Source organism: Mesorhizobium sp. M0923, assembly GCF_040319365.1.
In the GTDB taxonomy this organism is placed as follows: domain Bacteria; phylum Pseudomonadota; class Alphaproteobacteria; order Rhizobiales; family Rhizobiaceae; genus Mesorhizobium.
The window spans coordinates 332,549-347,457 of record NZ_JAMYNW010000005.1 but is presented as its reverse complement, the minus strand read 5'-3'; the positions used below and the strand labels follow the sequence as shown (position 1 = coordinate 347,457).

Here is a 14,909-nt window from a genome sequence, read left to right as displayed (position 1 = left end):
CTACACCAGTTCCCTGCCCTTGGCGTCGATCGCGTTGGCGACAGCTTCGTCGGTCGCCTCATCAGGCAACAGCATCTCGTTATGCGCCTTGCCGGACGGGATCATCGGGAAGCAGTTGGCGAGCGTCGCCACGCGGCAATCGAACAGGACGGGCTTCTTGACCGCGATCATCTCCTTGATGGCGTCATCGAGCTCGTCCGGCTTGTCGCAGCGAATACCGTGGCCGCCATAGGCTTCGGCGAGCTTGACGAAATCCGGCATCGCCTCGGTATAGGAATGCGACAGCCGGTTGCCGTGCAGCAGCTGCTGCCATTGCCGCACCATGCCCATGTACTGGTTGTTGAGGATGAAGATCTTGATCGGCGCCTCGTGCTGTACCGCCGCGCTCATCTCCTGCATCGTCATCTGCACCGAAGCGTCGCCGGCGATATCGATGACCAGCGCATCCGGGTGCGCGATCTGCACGCCGAGCGCGGCCGGCAGGCCGTAGCCCATCGTGCCCAGCCCGCCGGAGGTCATCCAGCGGTTCGGCTTCTCGAAATGATAGTGCTGCGCCGCCCACATCTGGTGCTGGCCGACCTCGGTGGTGATGTAGGTGTCGAGGTCTTTGGTCAGCGCATAAAGCCGCTGGACGGCATATTGCGGCATGATCACCTCATGGTTCATCTTGTAGGCGAGTGAATCGCGCGCGCGCCATTTGGCGATCTGCTCCCACCACGGGTGAAGCGCCTTCTTGTCGGCCTTGGCGGTTGCCCGCCACAGTCGCACAAGATCCTCCAGCACACGGCCGACATCGCCGATGATCGGCACGTCGGTATGGACGTTCTTGTTGATCGAAGACGGGTCGATGTCGATGTGGATCTTCTTCGAATTCGGCGAAAACGCTGTCAGCCGCCCGGTGATGCGGTCGTCGAAGCGCGCGCCGATGCAGAGCATGACGTCGCAATCGTGCATCGCCATGTTCGCTTCATAGGTGCCGTGCATGCCGAGCATGCCCATCCAGTTCTTGCCCGACGCCGGATAGGCGCCAAGGCCCATCAGCGTCGAGGTGATCGGGAAGCCGGTCAGGTCGACCAGCTCGCGCAGCAGATGGCTCGCCTCCGGGCCGGAATTGATGACGCCGCCGCCCGAATAGATGATCGGCCTCCTGGCGCCGGCCATCAGCTCGACCGCCGCCTTGATCTTCTCCAGGTCGCCCTGGACCTTCGGCTGGTAGCTGGTGCGCGGCGCCGTCTGCGGCGGGACATAGATGCCCTTGGCGAACTGAACGTCCTTAGGGATGTCGACGACGACCGGACCGGGGCGCCCTGTCGTTGCCACATGGAAGGCCTCGTGGATCGTTGCCGCGAGCTGGTTGACGTCCTTCACCAGCCAGTTGTGCTTGGTGCAGGGCCGCGTGATGCCGACCGTGTCGCACTCCTGGAACGCATCCGAGCCGATCAGAGAGGTCGGCACCTGGCCGGTCAGGCAGACCAGCGGGATCGAATCCATCAGCGCATCCTGCAATGGCGTCACCGCATTGGTGGCGCCCGGCCCGGAGGTCACCAGCATGACGCCGGCCTTGCCGGTCGAGCGCGCATAGCCTTCCGCCGCGTGGCCAGCGCCCTGCTCGTGGCGAACGAGGATGTGCTCGACCTCGTCCTGCTGGAAGATTTCATCGTAGATTGGCAGAACCGCGCCGCCCGGATAGCCGAAAACATGCTTGACGCCATTGTCCTTCAGCGCCTGCACCACCATTTCGGCGCCAGTCATCTCGGTTCTTGGCGTTTCGCGCCGCTCATTCTGTCCACTGCTCATCGGTCTGGTCCCGTACTGTTCGCCATCGGGCGATTGCTGGTCGTTTAGTCGTGTTTCGGGCAATAAAAAAGGCCCCCGAGGGAGCCTGTGTCTTGCGCATGGGAGGTCACCGCCTGGCGGTTACACCGCCTTGCCCACGCGCTTTCCTACGAGAATGAGTGCCGTTTTCATGGTCGCGGACAATAGAATTGGTTTGATGGTGCTGTCAACGGCGAATGTGCGCGGGCCGGGACTGTACCAATGCGCTTCCAGTAGATGAGGGTGCCTGTCAGCCCGCCATGCGGCTTCAGCGCATAATCCGGTATTTCGCCGCCCAGCGTGAAGCCGAGCTTTTCATAGAGGCCGGAAGCCCCCTCCTCTTTTGCCGTGTCCAGCACCAACAGCGTGCGGCCTTTCTCCATGGCAACGGCTTCCGCCGCCTCCATCAGGCGGGTTGCGACGCCCTTGCCGCGAGAATTGAGGCGGGTCATCAGCTTGGCGATCTCGGCCCGGTGCGGCTGGTTGGGAGGGCAGTCGAGCAGCACGGTGACGGTGCCGATCAGAGCCTCGCCGTTCCAGGCCCCGAGCACCGCCCTTTCGCCTCTGGCGACCGCCTGAAGCGACTTGTTCCAGAAGGCTGCAGCCATCTCCGGCGCCAAGGGATGCATGAAGCTGACCGAGCCGCCCGCGGCAACCGTTCCGATCAGCAAATCGACCAGCATTTTTTTCGTTCCGGCAGTATTGCTGAGCAGGTTGATTTCTATTGAATCCATGTGGTCTCCTCTGTGTGCAACGGGAACGGCAGTGCATCGAGCGGCAGCTTGGCCTGCACCGTCAGCCGAAATGACTGGTCCGCTTCCGCTTCCCGGCTCGGCGGATTTCCCCGATGCGCTCGGCGTCTTCCTCTTGCAGATGCCGCCCGCGTTCCAGCAGTTCGAGCGTGTACTCCTCATAAGTCAGGCCCAGCCGCTCGGCCTTGTCCAGCCGCATCAGCATGATCTCGCGGCTCGGCACTTTCCATGCCTGGGCATGGTCGGTCCGCCAGGCAAGAAAGATATAGGGGTCTCCCTTGCCCCAAGGCGGACGGTCGTGGTCGTCGAGCGGCGGACCGCCATTGTCGGAACGTTTCGGACGGCGCGCCATCGTCTCAGCTCCTGGCCAATGCAACCAGATAGTCGGCGGCGTCCGGCCCCGGAGCGTGGAAGACGCAATCGGATGGCGCGCCGAGCGCCAGGCAGTCGCCGGGCTCGAGCCTGTGAATGACGTCGCCCTCGACGAATTCCAGCTGCCCGGAGATCAGCCAGATCTGTTGTCTGATGAAGGCATAGGAGGCCGCCGGGAAGCTCACCTTGGCGCCCGCCGGCAGTTGGACCCGGATCAGTTCGAGCGGCATGTCCGAAACCGGCGAAAGGTGCCGCCGCACATAACCCGTAGCCGGATCGCGCCAGACCGGCTGGTCACGTTCGCGAAGCAGGCCACCGCCTTGCAACTCCGCCCTTGCGATCAAAGTGGAAAGCGTCATGCCGAACGCGGCCGCAATGCGCACGAGGAGTGCCGCCGTCGGGCTCGTCATGCCGCGCTCGATCGTGCTCAGCATGGCTTTCGAGACATCGGACTGCTCCGCCAAATCCGCCAGGGACCAGCTGCGAGCCACCCTTTCGGCGTGTATCCTTCTGCCGATAGTCGATGAGATATCGTTCGCTATATTATCCATTCATCCACTATAGCGAAATCCGCGCGGGCAACGGCCGTTTCATCCAGTTTTCGCAAACCCCTTAACGTCCGCTAAACCATCCGGCCTCACCCCACCTTAACCCCGTCCGCCTAGGCTCATTGTTTGGGAAAAGGGGATCGGCCTGTCCATGCTCGTCGAACGCGAAACCTCCATTGGAGAACCGACTTTGCTGGAGCGCCGCAGGGCGGAGCAGAACGACAAGCGGATTCTGGGCAATGTCGTGCAATGCGATGGCGCGCGCGCCACCATCAGCGCCTATGCCGACGATATCGAAGGCACGGTCACCGGCCTATGGAGCGTCGGCAAGATGATCTCGATCAATCTCGGTACATCACGAACCGTCGGACTGGTCTACGAAATCGGCAAGTCGGATCGTGCCTGGAGCAGCGAGGGCCAGAATCCGATCGAGGTCAGCATCGAATTGATTGGCGAGGTGCGCGACGGCGCCGAACCCGGCGCCAAGCCGGTATTCGACCGCGGCATCACGACCTATCCGCATATCGGCGCCATTGCCCATCGTATCCGCAGCCGCGACCTACAGGCCGTCTACGATCTCGCCGGGCGTCATTCGATTACCATCGGCACGCTGTCGCAGGACGAGGCCATCGACGCCAATATTGCCATCGACGATACGCTGGCGCGCCATTTCGCCATTGTCGGCACGACCGGGGTCGGCAAATCGACCGCCGTCTCGCTGCTCTTGCGCAAGTCGATCGCCGCCCGGCCCGACCTGCGCGTGCTCATCCTGGATCCACACAACGAGTTCGCCGCGTCCTTGCCCGAATATTGCTTTAGGGTCGATTCGACGACGCTCGACCTGCCTTTCTGGATGTTCAAACTCGAGGAATTCGCCGAGGTGCTGTTTCGCGGCCGCGAGACGGTGCCGGAAGAGGTCGACGCCTTGCGCGATCTCATTCCCGCGGCCAAGAACCTCTATCGCAATCCGAACACCGGCAACTACCTGCGGCGCAGCACCGACGCGCTGACCGCCGACGCGCCGGTACCCTATCGCATTGCCGACCTCATCAAGCTGGTCGACGAACGCATGGGATTGCTGGAAAGCAAGAACGATCGTCCAACCCTCAGGTCACTGAAGACACGTATCGAATCGGCGGCATCCGATCCGCGCTACCGTTTCATGTTCAACTCGCGCCTGATCGAGGACACCATTCACGAGACGATCGGCAACATTTTCCGCGTGCCGCATCACGGCCGCCCGGTGACCTGCTTCGAAATGGCCGGTATGCCGTCCGAGGTGGTCAATTCCGTATGCTCGGTGCTGGCGCGGCTGGCGTTCGACCTGGCGTTGTGGAGCGAAGGCCGCTTGCGGCTGCTCTTCCTGTGCGAGGAAGCGCATCGCTATATGCCGGCCGATCCGCGCCTCGGTTTCGCGCCGACCCGGCACGCGCTGTCGCGCATCGCCAAGGAAGGCCGCAAATATGGCTGTTATCTCGGCGTCGTCACCCAGCGCCCGGGCGAGCTTGATCCGACCATCCTGTCGCAGTGCTCGACGTTCTTCGCCATGCGGCTCGCCAATGAGCAGGACCAGGCGATCATCCGCTCGGCGATCGCCGATTCCTCGGCTTCGACGCTGGCGTTCCTGTCTTCCATGGGGCAGCGCGAGGCCATTGCCTTCGGAGAAGGCGTGGCGACGACGATGCGGATGAAATTCGAAAAACTCTCCGAGGATTTGATCCCCGGCACGGCTAAGCGCGAGGACGCCTTGCCCTCCGAAACCGGCGACGAGGTCGACCTCGTGGCGATCGTCGAACGGCTGCGCAACGTGCCGAAATCACAACAGGCAATGCCTTTCGCGGAAGTCGTCGATCCGGGCCGGCAGGCCGGCGACTCGGACTATCGAAAACCGCCGGCCGCACGCACCCAGCGGAGCGACGATTTCGACTTGCGCTACGGCCTCAAGCCGGCGACCTTCGGGCTACGCCCGCAAAACGAATGAGTCGGCGACTTTTAGGCAGACCTCATCGGTGCGGCCGCAGGTATCAAAGCTGAGCTTCGATGGCTGCCCTGTCTATAACTGACCACACCTGGCGAATTTTCCCTCTCTGAAACTCATAGAATACGTTCTCGGCAAACGAAATTCTCTTCCCGCTTACATCAAGCCCAAGGAACGTTCCCCTTGGCGCGCAGTCGAAGCTTAGCCGGCTCGCTATATAAGGCGGATCGGCAACCAATAGCCGAATGTCGAAATAAAGGTCCGGAATTTCATCGAAGTCTCTCTCCAACATTTCGAGGTACCCGGATAATCCGAGCGGCCGACCGTTGTGGATCACTTCATCATGAACAAACTGCCCCAGAATTGGCCAATCCTGCTTGTTCAGACATGCAATATAGCCTCGGTAAAGATCGGAGAGGTCGGATTTGATCACGGCAACACCTCTATCTCCCACAAGCCTTGCAAGGCGCCGTCTCAGCCTACTTGGCGACGTCGGTCTGCGAGCGCCGGAAGCGCAGAAAACGGCACCAGACGGCCAGCATCCCGAATTTCCAGCATCACGAATTTAATGACGGGATTCAGGCGCAGACGCGGTTGCGGCCTTGCCTCTTTGCCTCATAGAGCTGGCGGTCGGCGCGGCGATAGAACTCCTCGGCGGTTTCCTTGCGGTCCCAGACGGCAAGCCCGACGCTGGTGGTGATTTTCAGTCGGACATTGCCTGTCAGCACCGACATGCTGGCGATCGCCTTGCGGATGCGCTCGGCGAATTTGGATAGCAGCTCGGCGTCCATATTGGGCGTGACCACCGCGAACTCCTCGCCGCCCAGGCGCGCCACCACGTCGTGATAGCGTGTCATGTCCTTGAGACAGTTGGCGACGGCCCGCAACACCTCGTCGCCGACATCGTGGCCGTGGCTGTCGTTGACCTGCTTGAAGTGGTCGAGATCGAGGATCATCAGCCCGACTGGTTTTTCGATGCGGCGAAACTCCTCGAGATATTCTTTCAGCGCATCGTCGAAATAGCGCCGATTCTGCATGCCGGTGAGGCTGTCGGTCAGCGCCGCATGCTCCAGCGTCTCCGAGCGCGCACTGAGTGAAACTGTCATCGCGCGCAGCTTGCCTTCTTCCGTCGCCTGCTTTCGGATCAGCGGATAGATGAAGAAAATGCCGAAGAACAGCGCAGTCGCCAGCAGCACGCCGATCGCAAACAGCAGCTTGTTGAGATAGACGATTTCATCGAGTTCCGAAGGCGTATTGCTAATGTCGGCCGCCAGGGTTTGCAGGAGTCCATAGGCGTAAAGCGTCACCAGGCCGGCGGCCAGGATCACAAAAATAAAGACGAAAAACGCTGATTCCGCCTTGTGGAAATGCATCTGCTCCCCGTTGAAAAGTTCCTATCGATCTTATGGCATGCGGGAGCTTACGGACAGTTAACCTGGACAACTTCAACGCGAAATGTCCCCTCGATGTCGACTTTTCAGGTTGCGCTCGAAGGAGGGGGTGAGATCACCCAGTTGATCCCCTCACCGGGACGCAACCTGTGCCATTCCGGACCCAATTGGTGCCTGAACCAGGTCGCCTGCCGCTTTGCATATTGCCGCGTCGCGATCTTCGCACGCTCGATAGCCTCGGGAAAACTGATGGCGCCGGCCAGCGCGGCCTGAAGCTCGCGAACACCGATTGCCTTCATCGCCGGCAGGTCGGGATCGAGGCCGAGCACTGAAAGCTGCTTCACCTCGTCCAATGCCCCCTTGTCCAGCATGCGGTCGAAGCGGCCATCGATCCGCTCCACCAGCGCCGCCCGCTCCGGCTCGATGACGAAAAAGCGCGCGCTGCTTCTGTCGATCAACGGCTGGCCACGCGCGGCCTGCCAGTCCAGGATGGAACGGCCCGACGCGTCGAGCACCTCCAGCGCCCGCACGATGCGCTGGCCATCCGTCGGCTTCAGCACCATGCCGGCCGCAGAATCCTCGCGCAACAGGATGCGGTGCAATCTCACCGCGCCCTGTTCCTGGAGCTCGTAGCGCCAGCGCTCGCGGATCGACTGCGGAATGTCGGGCATCTCCGAAATACCTTCCGTGAGTGCCCGGAAATAAAGCCCGGTGCCGCCGACGAAAATCACTTGCCGCGCCGAAAGCGTGCCGTCGTCGATCAGCTTCATGACATCACGCAACCAGGCGCCGGTGGAATAGGCGGTGGACGGATCGACGTGTCCATAAAGAAAGTGGGGGACGCGGGCGAGTTCGGCAGGACCAGGCCGCGCCGTCAGCACGTCGAGCACCGAATAGCCTTGCATGGAATCGGTGTTGACGATGACACCGCCATTGCGCTCGGCGAGGTCGAGTGCGAGTGCCGACTTGCCGCTGGCGGTCGGCCCGGCTATCAGGATCGCGTTCTTCACGCGACCTTCGCCCGCCTGTCTGCTGGAATTTTCGATGCCGCTGATCGCCACGCTTCTATCCCATCCCGCCGGCCGCGCATTGACGCCGACGCTAGCGAATATGGCCTCGCGGTTGGTCGGCGCAAGCGCTGTTCGCTGGCTGGCCGAAGGCATCGCCTGCGAGCTCGATTTGCCGGAGACCGCCGAAGCTTCCGAAATAACGGCCCGCCTGCATGCCGCGCTTGCTTCCGAACCCATCGACGTGGCCGTCCAGCCGGCTGAGAACAGGCGCAAGAAGGTCCTGATCGCCGACATGGATTCGACGATGATCGAGCAGGAATGCATCGACGAGCTTGCCGACGAGATCGGCGTCAAGGATCGCGTCGCCGCCATCACGGCGCGATCGATGAACGGTGAGATCGCATTCGAGCCGGCCTTGCGCGAGCGCGTGGCGCTGCTTAAGGGTCTCGATGCCGCAATCATCGACCGCATCATCGACAATCGCCTGACGCTTGCCTCCGGCGGTCGCACGCTCGTCCAGACAATGGCGGCCAACGGCGCCTGGACGGCGCTGATCTCCGGTGGTTTCGACATCTTCACCACCCGCATCGCAGCATTGCTCGGTTTTCACGAAAATCGCGCCAACCGGCTGATCGAGCAGGATCGCCGCTTCACCGGCTTGGTCGCCGAGCCGATCCTCGGCCGCGCCGCCAAGGCCGAAGCCCTTATCGAGATTTCCGCCCGCCTCGGCCTGACGCCTGCCGATGCCATTGCCGTGGGTGATGGCGCCAACGATCTCGACATGATCCGTCTTGCCGGCATCGGCGTCGCCTTGCACGCCAAGCCGGCCGTGGCAGCCGAGGCAAAGATCCGCATCGACCACGGCGACCTCACCGCCTTGCTTTATCTGCAGGGTTATCGCCGGAAAGAATTTATCGAATGACGCCGATCCGCACCGAGCGCCTGATCCTGCGCAACTGGGAAGATCGTGACCGCGAGCTCTTCCATCGCATCAATTCCGACGAGCGCGTCATGGAATTCTTTCCGTTTCGCCGCGACCGCGCCCAGGCTGACGCCAAGATGGAGGAGTTGCGCGCCGCTATCGATCGCAACGGCTTCGGCTTCGCGGCCGCTGAGATCACAGCCACAGGTGAATGCATCGGCTTCGTCGGCATAACCCGAACCGATCATTTGCCCTTCCTGCCGCCCGGCACGATCGAGATCGGCTGGCGGCTGGCACCCGAATTCTGGGGCCGCGGCTATGTCACCGAAGCAGCCGAAGCCTGGCTCACCTATGGCTTTGAAAGACTTGGCCTCCACGAAATCGTGTCCTTCGCCGTCAAGGATAACAGCCGGTCCACTGCCGTCATGGAGCGCCTGAACATGATCGCCGACCCGGCCTCCGACTTCGACCATCCCGGTGTTCCGGACAGCCACACCGCACTCAGGCGACATGTCTTCTACAGGCTGTCACGCACAGACTGGCAAGCAAGAAAAAGGGCGGCCCGCTAGCCGCCCTTTTTCTTTTCAAGATCAGAGTGTTACAGGCTCTTCCGGACTCAATCCATCCGGATTGTCACAAACCTCAGCTCGCCGGTCTTCGACGCCAGCATCAAAAGCGCGTTCTTGCGCCCTTGCTCCTTCAGCGCGCCGATCCGGTCCATGACGTCCTTGGGCGTGGCGACCGATTCCTGCGCGATCTCGGTGATCACCTCGCCCGGCTGGATGCCGCGTTCGGCAGCGGCTGAATCCTTGGTGACGTCGGTCACGACGACGCCGGAGACGTCGGCGGCGATGCCGAATTTCGTGCGCGTCTCGTCGTTGAGCTCGCCGATCGTCATGCCAAGCACGGCAGCCGTCGAAACGGCAGGCGCCTTGTCGGCATCGTCCTGGTCGGTGTTGCCGTTTTCACCGCCGCTGGCAAGCTTTTCGCCGTCCTCGAGTCGGCCGAGCGTCACCTTCACGGTCTGCTCGACCCCCTTGCGCACGATGATCACGTCGACCGCCTTGCCGACCGGGCTTTCCGCCACGACGCGCGGCAGGTCGCGCATTTCATGGATGTCCTTGCCGTCGAACTTGATGATGACGTCGCCGGCCTGGATGGTGCCGTTGTCGACCGGTCCGCCCTTGATGACGCCGGCAACCAGCGCGCCCTTGGCGGTCGCCATGCCCAGGCTTTCGGCAATGTCGTCGGTCACCGGCTGGATGCGCACACCGAGCCAGCCGCGCCGCGTCTCGCCGAACTGGCGAAGCTGGTCGACTACGCCCGAGGCGAGCTGCGACGGAATGGAGAAGCCGATGCCGATCGAGCCTCCCGACGGCGAGATGATTGCCGTGTTGATGCCGATAACCTCGCCGCTGCTGTTGAACAGCGGTCCACCGGAATTGCCGCGGTTGATCGCGGCATCGGTCTGGATGAAGTCGTCATACGGGCCGGAATTGATGTCGCGATTGCGCGCCGAGACGATGCCGACCGTCACCGTGCCGCCGAGACCGAACGGATTGCCGATCGCCATCACCCAGTCGCCGACACGCATCGTGTTGGAATCGCCGAACTTCACCGCTGTCAACTTGTGCCCTTTCGGATCGACCTTCAGCACCGCGACGTCGGTCTTGGTGTCGGTGCCGACCAGCGTCGCCTTGAGCGTCACCCCGTCGGAGAAATTCACCTCGATGTCGTCGGCATCGGCAATGACGTGGTTGTTGGTCACCACGATGCCCTGCTCGGCGTCGACCACAAAGCCGGAGCCCAGCGACTGCACCTTTTGCCCGCCGCCGCCCTTGTCGCCGCCACGGTTCTTGAAGAAATCGTCGAAGAAGTCCTGGAAGGGTGAGCCTTCCGGGAGCTGCGGCATCGGCACGGCGCCCGGACCCTCCGTGCCCTTCACCGTCTGCGAAGTCGAGATGTTGACCACGGCGCCGAGCAGGCCGGCGGCGAGATCGGCAACCGAGGGTGGCCCGTCGGCTGCCACTGTCGGCGTCACGAACGACGGAACGGCAACTGCGCCGACCAGAAGCGCAGCGGCCCCGGCGATGAACGTCCGCCTCGCTGCACGCAGAAGGGTGGTGGATGTCATCGAAAGGCCTCCGGGTGTTCTAAAAAAGCGCTTCGGCAAAAACGCCGCGTCGCGTCATGTTGGCAAGAAATAAGGCACGTTTGCGGCTACGGCTACCGCCAGAGGATAAATCCTCCGTTACGCCGGCTTCCCCTGCACCGGCCCTACTGGCCGGTGCCTGGCTGTGCCGCTGGCGCGGCGGGAGCGGGCGGCGCTGGCGGTGGTGCCGCCGGTGCCGCGAGCGTTTCCTTGCTGTTCGGGTCGCGGAAAAAGCGGAAGAACTCGGAATTCGGCGACAGCACCATCGTCGTTCCGGTGCTGTTCAGCGCCGTGCCATAGGCATTCATCGATCGATAGAAATCGAAGAAGGCCGGATCGCGCTGATAGGCCCCGGCAAACGTCGCGCTGCGCTGGGCTTCACCTTCACCACGCAGGATTTCAGACTCTTTTTGCGCTTCGGCGACGATTTCCACCACTTCGCGGTCGGCGCGGGCCCTGATCCGCTGCGCTGCCTCATTGCCTCGCGCCCTCAGCCGCTCGGCTTCGGCGAGACGTTCGGCCTTCATGCGGTCGAAGGTCTGCTGCGAGACCTCAGCCGTGAGATCGGTGCGGCGGATGCGGACATCCTCGATCTGCAGGCCAAGCGAGGTGGCGTCGGGCCTCAGTTGATCGCGTACCTCGCGCATCATCACGGCGCGCTCTTCCGAGAGTGCCGCCTCGAAGTCGCGCAGGCCGTAGACGCGGCGCAAGGCGGCGTCGAGACGCGTCCTCAGCCGGGCCTCGGCCAGTTCGATCTGGCCGGAGACCGCGGCGCGAAACACGCGCGGATCCGAGATACGATAGGCGATAAAGGCATCGACCTCATAGAACTTGCCGCCCGAAACCTGGACGCGGATGTTGTCGAGGTCGAAGCGCAGGACCCTGTTTTCGATCAGCTGCACGGTGTCGGCATCGAAGAAGGAGAACGGCGCCTTGAAATAGATGCCTGGCTGGTTCTTGACGTCGACGATTTCGCCGAACCTGAGCACCAGCGCCTGCTGGCGCGCATTGACGACGAAGACAGACGAATAGAGCAGGAACAGGATGACCGCGGCGATGACCGCAATGACGGGAAGACGGTTGGCCATCACTGGTTTCCTCCGGCGGCCGGTGCCGGCGCCTTCTGCTGCAATGCGGGCAGCGGCAGGTAGGGAACGACCCCTTGCCCATTGCCTTGCTCGACGATGACCTTGCTCGAATCCTTCAGCACCCTCTCCATTGTTTCCAGGTAAAGCCGCTTGCGCGTCACCTCCGGCGCCTTTGCATATTCGTCATAGACCGAGATGAAGCGCTGCGCCTCGCCTTCGGCCTCCTGCACGACCCGGTTCTTGTAGGCGGCCGCGTCTTCGCGGATCTGCGCGGCAGCGCCGCGCGCCTGGCCGAGCTTCTGGTTGGAATACTGATTGGCCTGCTCGACGAACTTGTCCTCGTCCTGTTCGGCCCGCTGCACCTCGTCGAACGCGTCCGCCACCTCGCGCGGCGGCGCGGCATCCTCGATCGAAATGGCGTTGACGTTGAGGCCGGCCTTGTAGCCGTCCAGCGTCGTCTGGATGATCTCACGCACCGACGCCGCAATTCCTTGCCGGTCGTCGCGGAAAATGTCCTGCGCCGGGCGCCGGCCGACCGCTTCACGCATCGCGCTTTCGGCGACCTGCTGCAGCATGCCGCCGGGGTCGGACACGTCGAACAGATAGGCCTTCGGGTCGGAAACCTGATAGGCCACAGAGAATTGCACGTTGACGATGTTCTGATCGCCGGAAAGCATCAGACCATTGCCGCTGGTGCTGCCGCCACCGATGCTGACAAGCTGCTCGGCGATGTTGGCGGTCTCGACCGTTTCAATGGGCCACCAATGGAAATGCAGGCCAGGCTGCGAGAGTTCCGCCTTCGGCTTGCCGAACCTGAGCTCCACCGCAACTTCGTCGGGCTGCACGGTGTAGACCGCCTTGAACGCCCACAGCACCACCAGCGCCGCAGCAATCAGCCCGAACACCGCCGGGCTCGCGCCACCGCCGCCCGGCAGTGCGCGCCGCAACCTATCCTGCCCACGCCGGATGATATCCTCGAGATCAGGAGGCGAGCCCTGCGGGCCGCTGGGTCCCTTGGGTCCCTGTCCCCAAGGTCCCTGATTGTTGCCGCCGCCCCACGGGCCGCCGCCGCTCTTGTCGTTCCAGGGCATGAATGTCCTTTCGCTTGGAATTCCCTCAAGCGCCGGCTCACCGGCGCAAAATCCAATATTATTCTTCTATAGGGATGCAACGGCACGCTTTCAACGCGATCGGCTGCCGTCACAGTCCGCCTTTGGGTCCATTTAGACCTGTCGCGACGCTTTGTCGTCTTCAATTCACATCGCGGCGCCGCTCGTAAACCGAATAGCGTGTCGCATGGCTGTCCTTCTCACCGGCCTCAACCTCCTGTGAGTAGACTATCCGCCACAGTGCCGGGTCGATCGGCGGGAAATGAGCGTCGCCGTCGACCGCGGCCAGCACATGGGTGACGTGCAGCCGATCGGCCAGCGGCAGCGCCTGAGCATAGATCTCGCCGCCGCCGATGACGCAGATCTCGTCGGCGCCTGCCATGCAGCGCCCGCGCACCGTCGCCAGCGCGATTGCGTCCTCGATCGAGTGCGCGACTTCTACGCCCTCGGCGCGCCATGCCCTGTCCCGCGTCACCACGATGTTGAGCCTGCCCGGCAACGGCCGGCCGATGCCTTCATAGGTCTTGCGGCCCATGATGATAGGCTTGCCCATCGTATCGGCCTTGAACCGCTTGAGATCGGTGGAAAGCCGCCACGGCAACCCACCCTCGCGCCCGATCACGCCGTTCTCGGCGATGGCGACGTAGATCGCGAGGTCCATCAGCCGCCGTTCCCGCCATCGGATGGCTCCAGCAGCAATATGTCAACGTCGCGCTCGGGGTAGAAGTTCTGCGCCTTCATCTCGAACGTCGTCGGTCCGATCTTCCTGACGTTTTCGCCGCAAAACGAGACCAGGTTCTTCGGATCGCCCTTGTCGACGGTCAGCTTGAACGTGCCGATGTTTCCCGACGCCCAGTTGCCGCCCGTGGTCAGGATATAGGCGATGCGGTTCTCGAAATATTTGGGGTAGCCGTCGGGATCGTCCTTGGCTGCCTTGCGCACGGCGTTCTCGAACGTGTCATCCATGCAGTAGCGGGTCTTGTAGGGGGCATACTGGCCCTGGAACTGGCCGTCATAGAAGAAACTGACCGAGGAGGTGCCGCCGACGCTCGGCTTGTAGCGATGCGAGACATGCACCGCCTTGTTGGCCGGAAAGGTCGAGCGCCACCAATAGGTCGAGCGCAATTGCCAGAACGGCGTATAGACGGTCTTCATGCCCGAACCGTCATCGGCAGTGTCTTCGATGATGATGCCGCGGTTGACCCAGTCGTCGGTGACCGCTTGCGGCAGCTTTGCCAGCGCTGCCTTGGCCGCATCGCCGAATGGATAGAAAGGCACGCCCTGCGCCTCCAGGTCGGCGCCGATGTCGATGGCGAGCGCGAACACCTTCTGCTCGAGCTGCGGCTTTGCCGGCACCCCGTCGATCGTCACTTCGAAGCCGAGGAAATTGTCGCTCTGCGCCTCGGGAATCGCCGGTATTTCTTCGGGGTCGCCTTCGATGTCGGGCATCGGAAAGGCGACGATCGCATCGACATCCTTGTCGGTGTTGTTGCGGAAGACGTAATCGACCGTCACCTTTTCCGGCGAGATGTAGAGATCCTCGCTTTCCATCGCCACCGCATCGCTGCGCGACAGGATCAGCCCACCGGTGCCGAGTTCGGCGACCGAATCATTGGCGAGTGCGGGCGTAGCCGAGAGCGCCAAGGCTGCGGTCAGGACGTAACGGAACATGGAAACTCCCCCGGCGAAAATGCCAACATGACTCTAGCCGTTCAATGTGGCGTTTCAAAGCCTTTCGGCAAACGCGCCGGCGCGTGCCGGCTTGTCGTGTC

General features: G+C 62.6%; 15 protein-coding genes. 3 read left to right on the top strand and 12 right to left on the bottom strand.

The genetic code is table 11. The features are described from left to right. The 4 genes from NKH89_RS11720 to NKH89_RS11705 form a co-directional block, all read right to left on the bottom strand. On the bottom strand, nt 1–1,797 hold the full coding sequence (locus tag NKH89_RS11720; RefSeq protein WP_352495182.1) for an acetolactate synthase 3 large subunit: 1,797 nt from the start codon (nt 1,795–1,797) through the stop codon (nt 1–3). A gap of 167 nt (nt 1,798–1,964) precedes the next feature. Further along, on the bottom strand, nt 1,965–2,549 hold the full coding sequence (locus NKH89_RS11715) for a GNAT family N-acetyltransferase (RefSeq protein ID WP_352908901.1): 585 nt from the start codon (nt 2,547–2,549) through the stop codon (nt 1,965–1,967). 61 nt (nt 2,550–2,610) lie between these two features. Further along, nucleotides 2,611–2,919, bottom strand: coding sequence for a hypothetical protein (locus tag NKH89_RS11710; protein WP_352483000.1), 309 nt, complete (start codon nt 2,917–2,919; stop codon nt 2,611–2,613). Nucleotides 2,920–2,923: 4 nt separating this feature from the next. Continuing rightward, complete coding sequence (locus NKH89_RS11705; protein WP_352482999.1) at nt 2,924–3,490, bottom strand: helix-turn-helix domain-containing protein; 567 nt, start codon at nt 3,488–3,490, stop codon at nt 2,924–2,926. 148 nt (nt 3,491–3,638) lie between these two features. On the opposite strand from NKH89_RS11705, the gene NKH89_RS11700 reads away from it, so the two are divergent. Further along, on the top strand, nt 3,639–5,468 hold the full coding sequence (locus NKH89_RS11700; RefSeq protein ID WP_352515709.1) for an ATP-binding protein: 1,830 nt from the start codon (nt 3,639–3,641) through the stop codon (nt 5,466–5,468). A gap of 43 nt (nt 5,469–5,511) precedes the next feature. Here NKH89_RS11700 and NKH89_RS11695 read toward each other — a convergent pair whose 3' ends face one another. From NKH89_RS11695 to miaA, 3 genes are all read right to left on the bottom strand, one after another. After that, nucleotides 5,512–5,898, bottom strand: a complete 387-nt coding sequence (locus tag NKH89_RS11695; protein WP_352495179.1) for an ester cyclase — start codon at nt 5,896–5,898, stop codon at nt 5,512–5,514. Nucleotides 5,899–6,043: 145 nt separating this feature from the next. Continuing rightward, nucleotides 6,044–6,838 carry a GGDEF domain-containing protein gene (locus tag NKH89_RS11690; protein WP_023720804.1) on the bottom strand — a complete coding sequence of 265 codons (795 nt, stop codon included), beginning with the start codon at nt 6,836–6,838 and terminating at the stop codon, nt 6,044–6,046. Nucleotides 6,839–6,942: 104 nt separating this feature from the next. Further along, on the bottom strand, nt 6,943–7,911 hold the full coding sequence (miaA, locus tag NKH89_RS11685; protein ID WP_352590219.1) for a tRNA (adenosine(37)-N6)-dimethylallyltransferase MiaA: 969 nt from the start codon (nt 7,909–7,911) through the stop codon (nt 6,943–6,945). Between miaA and serB the strand changes: the two genes are divergently transcribed. Together serB and NKH89_RS11675 are read left to right on the top strand one after the other, a co-directional pair. After that, nucleotides 7,901–8,788 (top strand): phosphoserine phosphatase SerB, encoded by an 888-nt coding sequence (gene serB, locus NKH89_RS11680; RefSeq protein ID WP_023720883.1) that lies wholly within the window; start codon nt 7,901–7,903, stop codon nt 8,786–8,788. The genes miaA and serB overlap by 11 nt on opposite strands. Next, nucleotides 8,785–9,357: a GNAT family N-acetyltransferase gene (locus NKH89_RS11675; RefSeq protein WP_023720806.1), complete on the top strand. Its 573-nt coding sequence runs from the start codon at nt 8,785–8,787 to the stop codon at nt 9,355–9,357. The genes serB and NKH89_RS11675 overlap by 4 nt, the downstream gene beginning before the upstream one ends. A 47-nt stretch (nt 9,358–9,404) precedes the next feature. On the opposite strand, the gene NKH89_RS11670 is transcribed toward NKH89_RS11675, so the two are convergent. The 5 genes from NKH89_RS11670 to NKH89_RS11650 all read right to left on the bottom strand — a co-directional run bounded on the left by NKH89_RS11670 (nt 9,405) and on the right by NKH89_RS11650 (nt 14,808). Further along, nucleotides 9,405–10,922, bottom strand: a complete 1,518-nt coding sequence (locus NKH89_RS11670) for a DegQ family serine endoprotease (protein WP_023720807.1) — start codon at nt 10,920–10,922, stop codon at nt 9,405–9,407. A 143-nt stretch (nt 10,923–11,065) separates the two neighbouring features. After that, nucleotides 11,066–12,028, bottom strand: a complete 963-nt coding sequence (gene hflC / locus NKH89_RS11665) for a protease modulator HflC (RefSeq protein WP_023720808.1) — start codon at nt 12,026–12,028, stop codon at nt 11,066–11,068. Then, nucleotides 12,028–13,119 carry an FtsH protease activity modulator HflK gene (gene hflK, locus NKH89_RS11660; RefSeq protein ID WP_352495176.1) on the bottom strand — a complete coding sequence of 364 codons (1,092 nt, stop codon included), beginning with the start codon at nt 13,117–13,119 and terminating at the stop codon, nt 12,028–12,030. Before hflK ends, hflC begins: the two co-directional genes overlap by 1 nt. A gap of 160 nt (nt 13,120–13,279) precedes the next feature. Beyond that, entirely contained in the window at nt 13,280–13,798 is a 519-nt protein-coding gene (locus NKH89_RS11655) for a dihydrofolate reductase (RefSeq protein WP_023720810.1), read from the bottom strand. Next, on the bottom strand, nt 13,798–14,808 hold the full coding sequence (locus NKH89_RS11650; protein ID WP_352495175.1) for a DUF4424 domain-containing protein: 1,011 nt from the start codon (nt 14,806–14,808) through the stop codon (nt 13,798–13,800). Before NKH89_RS11650 ends, NKH89_RS11655 begins: the two co-directional genes overlap by 1 nt. Nucleotides 14,809–14,909 lie beyond the last annotated feature (101 nt).